Raw genomic sequence first — 14,148 nt, 5'->3', positions numbered from 1 at the left:
GGCTAATCGCTTTGAAAAAATTCATTTCGTTCGAGGAAATCAAAAAATTGCTCGAGAAAAAACAGACTTCCTGCCAGGCAATAGTTAGTCATTATCTCCATAACATTCAAACGAAGGCGCATCTCAACGCCTTCGTTGAAGTTTATGGGCAGTCCGCTTTGAAGCGGGCCGAAGAAATTGATGAAAAATTAGCCAATGGGAATGCCGGAAAACTAGCCGGCATGGTCATCGGAATCAAAGATGTCCTCTGTTATCAAGGCCATGAATCTACTGCTTCCTCAAAAATTTTAAAAGGCTACCAAGCCCAATTTACTGCCACAGCCATTCAGCGCTTGATCGACCAAGATGCCATTATCATCGGTCGACTAAACTGTGATGAATTTGGAATGGGGAGCTCAAATGAAAATTCTGCCCATGGCAAAGTACGCAATGCTTTAGACGAAAATCGTGTCCCTGGCGGATCTTCAGGAGGATCAGCCGTTGCGGTACAAGCCAATCTTTGTACCGCTTCCCTGGGTACAGATACCGGAGGATCAGTTCGCCAGCCCGCAGCATTTACGGGTGTGATAGGCATGAAACCCACTTATTCTAGAGTGTCTCGGTGGGGATTAATTGCCTACGCTTCATCTTTTGATACGATCGGTATTTTTTCACATACCGTAAAGGACAATGCGCTAATCATGGAAATCATCGCAGGGCATGATGAGTTTGATAGTACCTCCTCGCGCAAACCCATTTTCCCCTATAGTCAATTGCTTCATTTTGAGAAAAAAACTAAAGTTGCCTACTTAAAAGAAGCATTAGAATCCCCTGCTTTACAGCCCGAAATCAAGAAAAATACAGTTGCTGTCTTGGAAAAATTGAAGGAAGAAGGGCATGAAGTGGAGCAAATCAGTTTTCCGCTACTTGATTATATTTTGCCTACTTATTACATTCTTACCACTGCTGAGGCAAGCTCTAACCTTTCCCGGTTTGATGGGGTGAAGTACGGCTATCGCACCCCAAATGCACACAATTTGGAAAGCATGTATAAAAAGACTCGATCGGAGGGCTTTGGGGAAGAAGTTAAACGGAGAATCATGTTAGGTACTTTTGTGCTTTCTGCGAGCTATTATGACGCTTATTTTACTAAAGCCCAAAAGGTCAGAAGGATGATAAAGGATTTCACCGAAGATCTTTTATCCGATTTTGATTACATTATTATGCCGACTACGCCCACTTCAGCGTTTAAATTTGGGGAGCATCGGGATGATCCTGTGGCCATGTATCTGGAGGATTTGTTTACAGTACAGGCCTCAGTTTCTGGCGTTCCTGCCATTTCGATCCCCAATGGTAGCGATCAAAACGGCATGCCGATTGGGCTTCAGATTATGAGCAATTCGTTTAAAGAAGCAGAACTGTACGCCTTTAGCCATTACCTTAAAGATCTAACCCTGTAAAACAATGAAAAAAACTTTGCGCAGCTTATTTACAGTATTCAGCTTGACTGGCTTACTCATCCTGCCCAAAGCTTTTGCTCAAGTAGAAGAAACCATTGAGGCCCCATCCCTTTTTAATGAAGAAGAAGTCCAGCCTAATTACCACTACGAATACATTCCTGATTTCACCTACGCCGAAGTGGAAGAACGGATTAAGGCGATGGACACCGAAATGCCCTTTGAATTAAATGACCGGATTTTTTCTTTTATCCAATATTTCACGGTTAGAAACCGGGATTACACCAAAATGGTATTGGCTCGAAAGGACCTGTTTTTTGACATGTTTGATCAGACCCTGCGTAAACACGAGATGCCTGAGGAGATCAAATACCTTTCGATTATCGAATCGGGATTGGATCCACAGATCCGCTCTAGAGTTGGAGCCATGGGGCTTTGGCAGTTTATGCCTGCCACGGGAAGAATGTATGGAATGCATGTGAATCCAGAAGTGGATGATCGCATGGATCCGGAAATGTCTACCGATGCGGCAGCTAAGTATTTGAAATCCCTGTATCGCATGTTTGGAGATTGGGAAGTGGCTATGGCTGCTTATAATTGTGGGCCAGGAAACGTCCGAAAAGCCATTCGTAGGTCTGGTGGAAAAAAGACCTTCTGGGAAATTTACAACTACCTGCCTCGGGAAACGCGGAGTTATGTTCCCCAAGTCCAGGCTATGCTCTACATCCTCAATCACCTCGATGAGCATAATTTTCATCCAGAAGACCCCACATATGCACTGGAATATGAAAAGATTCGATTCGATCGAGCCATGAGTCTGGACAAACTGGCCGAACTGACCAATCTCTGTGTGAGTGATTTGGAAAAGCTAAACCCCTCGGTGAAAAACCGAAGAATCCCAGAAGCAAATCGAAGTATGGCCCTCCGGATTCCAAAAGCTAAACTCCCCTTCATCAACGAAAATCTGGCTTGGATTAGTGATTCACTCGGAAACGCTCCGCTTTCGCTGTTGGCCTCTGACAAGGTTCGGGTTCAACCCGTCGAAAGCCTGGCTCAAGAAATTCAGCGAAACGGCATCACCTATCGGGTAAGACCAGGGGATGTTCTTGGACGCATTGCAGGAAATCACGGCGTTTCGGTGGCCCAACTGAAAGCCTGGAACGGTCTGAGCTCAAACCTGATTCGAGTAGGACAACAATTAACCATTTATTCGGCAAATGCCCCCACAGCAGCGGCCACAATTCAGACCAATTCCAATGGTCAAAAACTCTACACCGTTAGGCCAGGAGATTCACTTTGGATCATTTCAAAAAGGCATGCGGGGCTGAGCGTCGAACAAATCAAACGACTGAATAACCTCAGCAACAACACGATCAAGCCCGGTCAAAAATTGATCATTGGATAGGCTTTTTTTTAAAATCGGCTTCTAAAAACAGGGAATCTGTTAATTTTTTTTAACAAACGCCAAATCGGACCGAGGAAACAAGGTTTGCGCGGGGAAAGTATTTATTTTGTACACACCCAAAGAATCAAACCAACATTCGAATGAAAACCATTTTCCGGATAGTTTCTGTAGTACTGATTGCCTCGCTCTGGATGGCATGCGATTCAGATGGCAGCAACTCAAACAGCTCCAAACCTAAAGCCCGTGGATCTATTGGAGAGATCATTTTAGTCATGGACTCTGCAAAGTATGCAGGCCCCGTGGGCGATGCAATTCGTGACATTTTCGAATCCGACCTACCGGGAATGATTCGATCAGAAGCCAAATTTAAGGTTAATCGTGTGGATCCCCGTGCGATGACCCGAATGCTCCGGATGTCAACCAACCTGATTTACGTGACCACATTTGATGATCGGGGTGCTGCCAGCCAAGTAATTAACGCTCAATTTTCCAAAGAATCGAAAGAAAAAGCACTCAATGATCCCAATCTCTATTCCTTGCGTGTCGAAGATGAATATGCAGTGGGGCAAGAAGTCCTTTACCTATTCGGCAATACCGAGCAGCAACTCATCGAAAATCTAGAAAAGAACGGAGACCGACTAGAAAATCTCTTTGAAGTACGAGAAAGAGGTCGACTGGAAAAGGCCATTCTGGCCCGAAAAAACACCGCGGCAAATGCAGAGGCGGAACAACAGCTCGGAATTCAAATCAATGTTCCTGCCTCCTACCAGATCGCCAAATCTGAACCCGGTTTTTTGTGGGTCCGCCAGCCTACCCCAACGGCTAACCGAGCGGATATTAGTCTGTTTTTTCACGTAGAAGATTACGTCTCCGAAGAGCAAACTTTTCCAGAGAACATCCTGACAATGAGGGACTCAATTACAAGACAACACATTTTTGGTGATCCCGAAGATCCTACCTCTTATGTAGTAACTGAAAAACAAATCGTCCCTGCTTTCCAAAACATGGTGATAAATGATAATTTTACCACCGAAATCAGGGCTTCTTGGAAAACCAACAACATGAGCATGGGCGGATCCTACCTAGGATACCTCATGGTGGATAAGGAAAAAGGGAAACTTTATTACCTCGAAGGATTTGTGTATTATCCCAATGAAGTTCATCGGGACGCACTTCGAGAGATAGAGACAATTTTACTTAAAACCGATGTAAGCTGGACACCAGAAACGGGAGCCTAAAACCCAAATAATTCAGCTTTTTATGGCAATTAAAATTCGAAAGGAAGACGCACTCAATTATCACACACAGGGCTCTCCAGGGAAAATTGAAGTAGTTCCCACCAAACCCCTATCCAGTCAGATGGACCTTGCATTGGCTTACTCTCCGGGAGTAGCCGAACCCTGCAAGGAAATCGAAGCAGATATCGAAAACGTGTATAAATATACTGCCAAAGGAAACTTGGTGGCAGTAATTTCGAATGGGACGGCAGTTTTGGGACTTGGAGACATTGGACCGGATGCTTCCAAACCGGTAATGGAGGGAAAAGGTGTCTTATTCAAGAAATTTGCTGGAATCGATGTCTTTGATATCGAAATCAACGAAAAGGATCCCAAAAAACTCATTCAAATCATCAAGTCTCTTGAGCCGACTTTTGGCGGAGTAAATCTCGAAGACATCAAAGCGCCTGAGTGCTTTGAAATCGAGCAAACCTTAAAGCGGGAAATGAACATTCCCGTCATGCATGATGATCAGCACGGAACTGCCATTATTTCAGGAGCGGCTCTTCTAAATGCCCTCGAACTTGTCGAAAAAGACATCACCGCAATCAAATTGGTCGTCAATGGCGCGGGGGCTTCGGCAGTGTCCTGTACCCGATTCTACATGTCTCTTGGCGTTAAGCGGGAAAATTTGATCATGTGCGATAAAGAGGGTGTGATCCGAAAAGACCGGGAAAACCTCGATGACATTAAAGCCGAATTTGCCACAGACCGGGATATTCACACCTTAAGTGATGCCTTACAGGATGCGGATGTGTTCTTGGGGCTTTCTGCCGGAAATATCGTTTCGCAGGATCAAATCAAATTGATGGCCCCGAATCCGATTGTTTTTGCCTTAGCCAATCCTGATCCTGAAATCGCTTATGATTTGGCTATTGCCGCACGAAAAGATGTCATCATGGCAACGGGAAGATCCGATCATCCCAATCAGGTCAACAATGTATTGGGTTTTCCCTACATTTTTAGAGGTGCTTTGGACGTCAGGGCTACCGCAATCAATGAAACCATGAAGTTGGCAGCTGCAAAGGCCATTGCCAAACTGGCCAAAGAGCCCGTTCCAGATATTGTGAATAAGGCCTACGGTGAAAGTAAATTAGGCTTTGGAAGAATGTATTTGATTCCAAAACCCCTTGACCCTCGCCTAATTACAACCATTGCTCCCGCTGTAGCCAAAGCAGCCATGGATTCGGGAGTTGCCAAACATCCCATCCAAGACTGGGGAGCCTATGAACTTGAATTACAAGAGCGGATCGGTATCGATCAGCGCTTGATGTCAGTGGTCATCGCACGGGCGAAAAAAGATCCTAAGCGTGTCGTATTTGCCGAAGCAGACAACCGAAAAATTCTCAAGGCGGCCCAGATCATCCGGGATGAAAAAATTGCCCATCCGATCTTATTGGGAAATCGAGAAAAAATCCTTCAACTTATAGAAGAAAATTCCCTCGATCTCCAGCAAGTCACCATTATTGATCCTTTAGAGGAGAAAGAAAAAACCAATCAGTTTGCCGAAATTCTCTACCAAAAGCGTCAACGCAAAGGAATGACCCTACCGGACGCGAGTAGATTGGTTACCCAGCGTAATTACTTCGGTGCCATGATGGTCGAAACGGGCTATGCGGATGCCTTTATTTCGGGTTTGACTCGGGATTACCCCAAGACTATCCTTCCTTCCCTTCATTCTATCGGCGTAAAACCCGGAACCAACCGAGTGGCGGGAATGTATATCATGAATACCGACAAAGGACCCTTTTTCTTTGCCGATGCCACCGTCAATCTCAACCCAACTGCTGAGGAATTGGTGGAAATCATTGGACTTACCGCAGATGCGGTCAAGTTTTTCAATATCGAGCCAAGAATCGCGGTCTTATCCTATTCCAACTTTGGATCAGCCAAAGGAGACATTGCCTCCAAAACAGCAAAAGCCACCGCAATGGCCAAAGAAAAATATCCGGATTTGGTCATAGAAGGAGAGATGCAGGCAAATGTGGCCCTAAATGAAGAGATTCAACGAGAAATGTATCCCTTCTCCAAGTTGGTCAATAAACGAGCAAATACTCTAATTTTCCCCGACTTGAGTTCCGGAAACATCGCCTACAAACTCATGGCCGAATTGGGAAATGCCGAAGCGATTGGTCCTATTCTTTTGGGAATGAACAAACCGGTTCATATTCTTCAACTGGGTAGTTCGATTCGAGAGATCGTCAACATGGTTGCCATCGCAGTAGTGGATGCTCAAACAGCCTCGGGATCATGATCGCCTATTTGCAAGGCAAACTGGTATTCAAAGACCCAACCTATGTCATCATTGATGTCGGAGGAATAGGCTATCAGGTCAAAATATCCCTGCAAACTTATAGTAAAATCAAGGAGGAGGAGCAAATCAGGCTCCTCACCTTTTTGCATATTAAGGAAGATGCCCATACACTTTACGGGTTCAAAGACGAGGAGGAAAAGCGGCTTTTTTTACTTTTGATTTCGATCAATGGCGTGGGGCCCAATACGGGTTTGATGATTCTTTCCTCGCTCAGCACTGGGGAAATCGAGCAGGCAATTTTGGAAGGAGACGTGGCTACCATTCAGCATGTCAAGGGAATAGGTGCCAAAACCGCCCAGCGGATCATTTTGGAATTGAAGGACAAAGTGGGTAAATCTGGATCCGAAAATACGCCAACCCCACTTGGATTTTTGAAATCAAGCAATAAAATACGCGAGGAGGCGTTACAAGCGCTCATTACTTTAGGATTTCCCAAAGCTGCCGCAGAGAAAAATATTGCGCAAGTACTGAAAAAAACCAATGGGGAAATTTCTTTAGAAGATTTAATTAAAGCATCTTTAAAGACACCATAACAAACAATTGGATTGGACTTCCGGAAGATACTGACTTTTTGCAAGAGAAGGTTCCGAGGCGGTTGGTCAGCTGGCCTTATCCTGTTTGGTTTGATTCTCAGCTACCAAACTGCCCAATCCCAGCAAATAGCCACTGACACGACGCAAACCCGCATCGACTCGCTAAATCAAAGGCGATTATCCCGCTCATTTTTGCTTTGGCAAAATCTGAGAACAAATCCACTTTTCCCCTTTTCCAATCCCTTTTTACGACCGCAATCCCCATTTCTTCCAAAGTCTTCGATTACTCAGTCGGTGGAAGTTAAAATCGATTCCACACTCAAGTATAACCTTGTGGATCAATTAGACACCACCCGAATGGGGAATGAGCAGGAATACGATTTTGAGCAATTTTCCAAAATCCAGGAATACAAGGTCCGGCAAGAGTACTGGAGAAGCAGAGCCCGTGGAGGAGACGGAGAAAGTGCGGTTGAGGGACGGGGATTGATTCCCCCATTGACGGTAAGTCCGCAGTTTGATCGGATTTTTGGTGGAAGTGAAATAAATATTGAACCGACCGGATATGTAAATCTTGACTTTGGAGCCATTTTCAGAAGAATTGATAACCCTACTCTTCCGATCCGGCAACAGCGAAATGGAGGCTTCAATTTTGATCAGCAAATCCAAATGGCTGTCAATGGTTCTTTGGGAGAGAAAATGAAAATCGGAGCCAATTTTGACTCCAACAACTCCTTTGATTTTCAGAATCAGCTTAAACTGGAATTTAATGGATTTGAAGAAGACATCATCAAATCCGTGGAAATCGGAAATGTTTCCATGCCGGTTCAAAATCGACTCATTCAAGGCGCCCAAAATCTGTTTGGGGTTAAAACTCAACTCCAATTTGGAAAACTGGGCATCACTGCAGTGGCCTCCACCCAGCGTGGCCGAAGGGATAACCTGGTCATCGATGCGAATGGTCAAGGCAGAAGTTTTGACATTCAGGCCTCTAAATACGACGAAAACCGCCACTTCTTTCTCTCCCATTTTTTTAGAGAAAATTACGAGCGCTGGCTTCGGGGATTGCCCCAGGTGTTATCCGGAGTGAACATCACCCGAATTGAGGTGTACATCATGAATCGAGCGGCCAACACCGAAACACTCCGAAATTTTGCCGCTTTTATGGATTTGGGAGAAGGCAGGGTTTTACTCAACCCTGACAACCCGAACATTGGCCCTGGAAACCCGAATGCCCCGGCAAGCAATTCGGCCAATAGTCTATTTCAAAACTTGAGTACCAACCCCGCTTTCAGACCCTTTGATACCGGCTCTCGATCCATGGAAGATGCGCTGGGAATCCGAAAGGGAGTGGATTTTGAACAAATCAATGGAGCCAGAAAACTGGATGAAACGGAGTTCTTTTTCAATAAGCAATTGGGCTTTCTTTCCCTTTTCCGCAGACTTCAAAATGATGAGGTGTTGGCCGTATCCTACGAATACACCTACAATGGGCAGGTATATAAAGTCGGGGAATTGACCGAAGACTACCAAAATCGGGAGGGGGATGAGTTGATTTTCCTCAAACTCCTTCGACCCGCGCGAATTAGCACCCAGGTTCCCACTTGGGATTTGATGATGAAAAACGTGTACAGTCTCAATGCCTCTCAAATTTTGAGAGACGGATTTCAGCTTCAGGTAATCTACCGGGACGACCGTACAGGACTGGACAATCCCTCCCTGCTGGAAGGCGAAAATGTCAAAGACGTGCCTTTGATCCGATTGACCGGTTTGGATAACCTCAACCCTCAAAATGATCCTGCACCGGATGGGAATTTTGACTTTGTGGAAGGAATTACCATGATTTCCAATCGAGGATTGTTGATTTTTCCTGTGTTAGAGCCTTTTGGCTCCAATCTGGAACGACGATTTTTGCCTACAGAAGAGGTACTCAAAGAAAAATATGTATACGATACACTTTATGAGACCACGCAAGCGGATGCCGAGTTAGTCACTCGACTCAATAAGTTTTTTATCAAAGGCCGCCTTACCGCAGGCTCCGCGAGTGAAATCCAATTGCCTGGATTAAATATTTCTCCGGGATCGGTCATTGTACAAGCGGGAAATATTCCACTGACCGAAGGGGTAGACTATACCATCGATTATAATGTAGGTCGATTGGTTATTATCAATGATGCCATTCTCCAATCCGGCAAACAAATCAATGTCAGTTTTGAAAAAGCCGATTTGGTTTCCTTTCAGACCCGGAGTTTGTTGGGAACACGCTTGGACTACCTTTTCAATGAAAATTTCAGCTTAGGGGGTACCTTTTTATACTTAAATGAGCGACCGAATGTTACCCGTATTGCCACTGGAAACGAAACCCTTCGCAATAGTCTATGGGGCTTGGATGCCAATTTCAGCGATGAATCGCGCTTGCTGACGCGACTGGCCGATGCCTTACCTTTTACAGATACCAAAGAAACCTCCCAAGTCACTTTCAGCGGAGAATTCGCCCACCTCATACCAGGCACTTCCAACCGGGTCAATGGAGAACAAGCCTCGTATATTGACGACTTTGAGGCGGCCATCACGCCCTTTAATTTGGGGGGAGCAGCAAATCAAAACTGGAAACTGGCTTCAACTCCTCAAACCGAGGACAATCGCTTTGATCTGAGTTTTCAAACTGAAGATAACCTGGGAACCACCTACCGGAGGGCTCGATTGGCTTGGTACAATATTGATAATATTTTCTACCGAGAAAACGGTCCCGGTGTACCTCCCAATATCAATAGAGAGGATCGAAGAAATCACTATGTGAGACGAGTGATCCCTCAGGAAATTTTTCCAAATCAAGATCGGGAGGTGATCATTACCCCGCAACCGCTCTTCGAAATGGCCTTTTTCCCCAGTGAGCGAGGAATGTACAATTACAATCCCAACTTGACTCCAGAAGGCTTGCTTCCCAATCCTGAACAAAATTACGGAGGAGTTACCCGAGCGATTACCACTGAGGTGGATTTTGATCGAACCAATATTGAGTACATTGAATTTTGGCTGTTGGACCCCTTCATTGAAGGAGAAAACGGCCGGGTCTTGGATGGGATCTTTAATGAAAACAATACCACGGGTGGAAAGCTTTTCTTCAACCTAGGAGACATTTCTGAGGATGTCATGAAGGATGGAAGCCACGCATTTGAAAATGGACTTCCCGAAGATGGAGATCCTGCCGAAACCCGAAGTAACGAATGGGGTAGAATTACTCGGGAGCAATTTCTGATTCCTGCTTTTGATAATTCGGAATCCGCCCGTGAAAATCAGGATGTGGGACTGGATGGCTTGAAAAATGAAGATGAGGTTGAATTTTTCCAAGATCGCTTTATCGACCGACTCAATGTCAATCAACAGGCTAGAAATCAAATTTTGCAGGATGTTTCGGGGGATCTATTCCAGTACTACCTCGATGAGGAATTTGACCAAAATGATGTCAAAATTCTCGAACGTTACAAAAAATTCAATGGTATGGAGGGCAACTCTCCGGTCACCTCAGATCAAAACCTTCCCTACACCCCCTCGGGAACCAACAATCCAGATAATGAGGATCTCAATACTGACAATACCATCAATGAACTGGAAAATTATTACGAATACGAAATTGACCTCCGGCCAGAAACGATGGAAGTGGGGCAAAACTACATCGTAGACAAAGTTACCCACAATGAAGCCGGAGAAAATGTAGATTGGTACCTATTCCGAATCCCTGTCCGTCAGCCCGACCGAACTCAAGGGGATATCTCTGGATTTAAATCCATTCGCTGGATGCGAACCTACCTGACTGATTTTGAGCAGCCCGTAGTGATGCGAATGGCAAATTTCAGATTAGTGGGAAGTCAATGGCGTGTTTTTCAGGAGTCTTTATATGAACGAGGTTTTTTTGAAATTCCAGAGCCTGATGTATCCAATGTGGTCGTGGACGTAGTGGGCATTGAAGAAAATTCCCAAGGGAGCGATACGCAAAGCCCTTATGTTTTACCTCCAGGCATCATCCGGGACCGGGATAATACCTCCACTGTGGAACGAAGGTTAAACGAACAGTCCCTACGAATCTGCATCGAGGATTTGGCTTCTCGAGATGCCCGGGCGGTATTCAAAAATATTCAGCAGGATTTGGTGCAGTTTGAGCGAATTAAGATGTTTTTTCATGCGGATAGCGAAGATGCTCAGGATGGGGAACTGACCGCATTTTTGCGCTTGGGAACCGATTATACGGATAATTATTACGAAATCGAGGTTCCTCTGATCATCACTCCAAAAGGCACTCGAGACCCAAGGGGGATCTGGCCTTTGGAAAATGAAATTGACATTGCGATTCAGGAAATTGTCGATGTGAAAATCGAACGGGACAATCAACGGATTCCGCTAAACCTCCCCTATTCCAAGCAAGTCAGACAATATACCGTGACGGTGGTGGGAAGACCTGAGCTCAATCAAACCCAGGGAAGTATGATCGGCGTGAGAAACCCCGGAACCAGCGGTGGGGGGAGCAAAAGTGTCTGCATTTGGGCCAACGAACTCCGAGTCACAGGAGCTACCAAATCCAATGGTTGGGCGGCAAATGCCTACATGAATGCAAAAATCGCAGACCTGGCAGTAGTTTCTGCTTCGATTCGACACAATTCCATTGGATTTGGAGGATTAGAAACCCGACTTTCTCAGCGAGCCCGTCAGGCCACGACTCAATACGATATTTCCACCAATGTGGATGTTCACAAGCTATTACCTGAGCAATTGGGAATTACCATCCCCATGTATTTCAGCATTGAAAATGCATCTACCAGACCGGAATTTGACCCGCTCAATCCCGATGTTCCCTTCGAATTGGCGCTAGGAAAATTTGAGACCGACGCTGAACGGGATGCCTATCGGGATATTGCACTGGATCAGCAGAAACGAAAAAATATCAGCTTCAATAATATCCGGAAAATAAAAGCCAATCCAGAAGCTCCAAACCGAATTTACGATTTAAGTAATTTTTCCTTTAGCTATGCTGTTGGTACGGTGACCCAAAGCAATGCCCAGATTCAGAACTACGAGTTCAAAACAAACCGGGGAAATATTACCTATTCGTTCAGCCCCAAACCGCTACCTATTGAACCCTTCAAAAATTCCGAATGGCTAAATTCACCCCATTTGAAATTGATCAAGGACTTCAATCTCAATCTTTCTCCAACCCTGATGTTGGCCAGACTCGATGTAGACCGTAGATTTTTACGATCCCAATATCGAAATGATCAGCTCTCCGCCACGGGGGTAGATCCCTTGTTTCAAAAGTCCTTTTTCATGAATCGCTCCTATACCTTAAACTGGGATTTGACTCAAAACTTACGGGCTGACTACTCGGCCTCGGTGATGGCTGTAGTGGATGAACCTCAAGGGGATTTGGATACGGAAGCCAAACAGGATTCGGTGAGAACCAACTTCTGGAATTTTGGCAGGAGAACCAATTACAATCAGGTATTGGATGTAAACTATACGCTCCCACTAAACAAAGTCAAGCTCTTGGACTGGATTCAATCTGATTACCGGTACAATGCCACCTACACTTGGATGACCGGGGCCATTGGACAGCGAGACACCTTAGGTAATACGATTCAGAATACCCGGGAGCAAACCCTAACCGGGAAATTCGACCTGCTTAGACTCTATGCCAAGAGTAAAAAACTGGATGCCTTGAATGCTCCCAAAAGACCGAGTATTCCCGGCAGACAAAACATCAATGCAGAAGACACCATCGGCACCCCTTTCAGCAATAAGCTGCTGAAATTCCTGATGATGGTCAAAGAAATCACCTACAATTACACCCTGATCGAAGGAACCTATTTACCGGGCTATATGCCCAATACGGGGCTTTTGGGGATGGATCGAGAGTTTTCCAATCCGGGTCTGGCCTTCTTGTTTGGAAGTCAAAACCCTCAAATCCGAAATGAGCTCGCACTGCGAGGCGAAATCGCCCCAAGTGCCGAACTTACCCAGCCCTTTGTTCAGAACCGCTCGTTCAATCTGCGACTGGGTGCCTTGGTGGAGCCTTTTCAGGATTTTCGAATAACCTTAAATGCCACCAAGCGAGAAAGTGGAGATTATCAAGAAATTTTCCGCAACTCCCTGGATAATCCGGGAGAATATGTATCGGTCAGTCCCAATCGAATAGGGTCCTATTCCATTACTACTCTGATGTTGGGCACGAGTTTTTCGCGGGATGACAGTCAAAATAACTCTCCAATCTTTACTGATTTTGAAACTAATCGGAGTATTATCAAATCCCGACTTGACGCCCTCAACCCGGGGGGAGAATACAGTATTAATGGGCAGGATGTGCTGATTCCGGCATTTTTAGCCGCCTATCGAGGTAAAGACGCATCGGATTTTAACCTTAATCCATTCCCCAAGACCCCACTCCCCAATTGGCGGATAGATTATCGAGGTCTTTCCCGTTTGAAAGGGCTAAGTGATATGTTCTCCAGTATCAATATCACCCACGGCTATACTTCCACCTATGATGTAAGCAATTTCTCCAATTCCCTCCAGTATCAACAGGGACTGGAGTTATTTAATCGACTTCAAGACATTCCACTGGCCAATCAACTGACCACCGAGGGGCAGTATATCCCCATTTTTGTGCTCAACCAAGTCGTTTTATCTGAACGCTTTGACCCTTTGATTGGACTGGATTTATTAACTAAGGATCGATTTAGTATCGCAGTCAATTACAATAAAGAGCGGGCGTTAGGACTTAATTTTTCCAATTCACAAGTGACCGAACAACGCACCACCGGATTTGGCTTAAACTTGGCTTATACCAAGGCAGGGATGAAAATTCCATTTAAAATCCAAGGACGAGAGACGGTACTGAAAAATGATGTGCAAATGCGCCTGGATCTAAAAGTTGGAGATACCCGGCAAGTGCAACGAAAAATCGAAGAAGAAAGCACGGTGACCAACGGTAACCTCAATATCCAATTCCGTCCAACGATAGGCTACATCATCAATCAAAATTTGGAATTGACTATTTATTTTGACCGTACGATCAATGATCCCCGGGTCACCACAGCCTACAAGCGGGCCACTACCTCATTTGGTGGACAATTACGATTTAATTTATCTCAATAGATTTTTTAAAGTGTCGAATCATCTTATTTTTGAACTCGAT

6 protein-coding genes are annotated in these 14,148 nt (G+C 45.1%); all 6 read left to right on the top strand.

The features are described from left to right. Nucleotides 1-11: 11 nt before the first annotated feature. The 6 genes from gatA to sprA all read left to right on the top strand — a co-directional run bounded on the left by gatA (nt 12) and on the right by sprA (nt 14,108). Nucleotides 12-1,439, top strand: coding sequence for an Asp-tRNA(Asn)/Glu-tRNA(Gln) amidotransferase subunit GatA (gatA, locus tag Q0L00_RS01805; protein WP_297335147.1), 1,428 nt, complete (start codon nt 12-14; stop codon nt 1,437-1,439). Nucleotides 1,440-1,443: 4 nt separating this feature from the next. Continuing rightward, on the top strand, nt 1,444-2,841 hold the full coding sequence (locus tag Q0L00_RS01800) for a lytic transglycosylase domain-containing protein (protein ID WP_297335146.1): 1,398 nt from the start codon (nt 1,444-1,446) through the stop codon (nt 2,839-2,841). 140 nt (nt 2,842-2,981) lie between these two features. After that, the gene (locus Q0L00_RS01795) at nt 2,982-4,079 is read left to right on the top strand and encodes a DUF4837 family protein (RefSeq protein WP_297335145.1); all 1,098 of its coding nucleotides are present in this window, start codon (nt 2,982-2,984) and stop codon (nt 4,077-4,079) included. 22 nt (nt 4,080-4,101) lie between these two features. Further along, the gene (locus tag Q0L00_RS01790) at nt 4,102-6,372 is read left to right on the top strand and encodes an NADP-dependent malic enzyme (RefSeq protein ID WP_297335144.1); all 2,271 of its coding nucleotides are present in this window, start codon (nt 4,102-4,104) and stop codon (nt 6,370-6,372) included. Then, on the top strand, nt 6,369-6,965 hold the full coding sequence (gene ruvA, locus Q0L00_RS01785; protein ID WP_297335143.1) for a Holliday junction branch migration protein RuvA: 597 nt from the start codon (nt 6,369-6,371) through the stop codon (nt 6,963-6,965). The genes Q0L00_RS01790 and ruvA overlap by 4 nt, the downstream gene beginning before the upstream one ends. A gap of 81 nt (nt 6,966-7,046) precedes the next feature. Further along, nucleotides 7,047-14,108 (top strand): cell surface protein SprA, encoded by a 7,062-nt coding sequence (sprA, locus tag Q0L00_RS01780; RefSeq protein ID WP_297335172.1) that lies wholly within the window; start codon nt 7,047-7,049, stop codon nt 14,106-14,108. Nucleotides 14,109-14,148 lie beyond the last annotated feature (40 nt).

The organism is Algoriphagus sp., assembly GCF_024305035.1.
In the GTDB taxonomy this organism is placed as follows: Bacteria; Bacteroidota; Bacteroidia; order Cytophagales; family Cyclobacteriaceae; genus Algoriphagus.
The sequence above is the reverse complement of the archived record's forward strand: the minus strand, read 5'-3'. Positions and strand labels throughout refer to the sequence as shown.

What these genes read in the sequence shown, in the direction of transcription:
- Q0L00_RS01800 (WP_297335146.1), top strand. Translation starts at nt 1,444, where the DNA reads ATGAAAAAAACTTTGCGCAGCTTATTTACAGTATTCAGCTTGACTGGC.
- Q0L00_RS01795 (WP_297335145.1), top strand. Translation starts at nt 2,982, where the DNA reads ATGAAAACCATTTTCCGGATAGTTTCTGTAGTACTGATTGCCTCGCTC.
- Q0L00_RS01790 (WP_297335144.1), top strand. Translation starts at nt 4,102, where the DNA reads ATGGCAATTAAAATTCGAAAGGAAGACGCACTCAATTATCACACACAG.
- ruvA (WP_297335143.1), top strand. Translation starts at nt 6,369, where the DNA reads ATGATCGCCTATTTGCAAGGCAAACTGGTATTCAAAGACCCAACCTAT.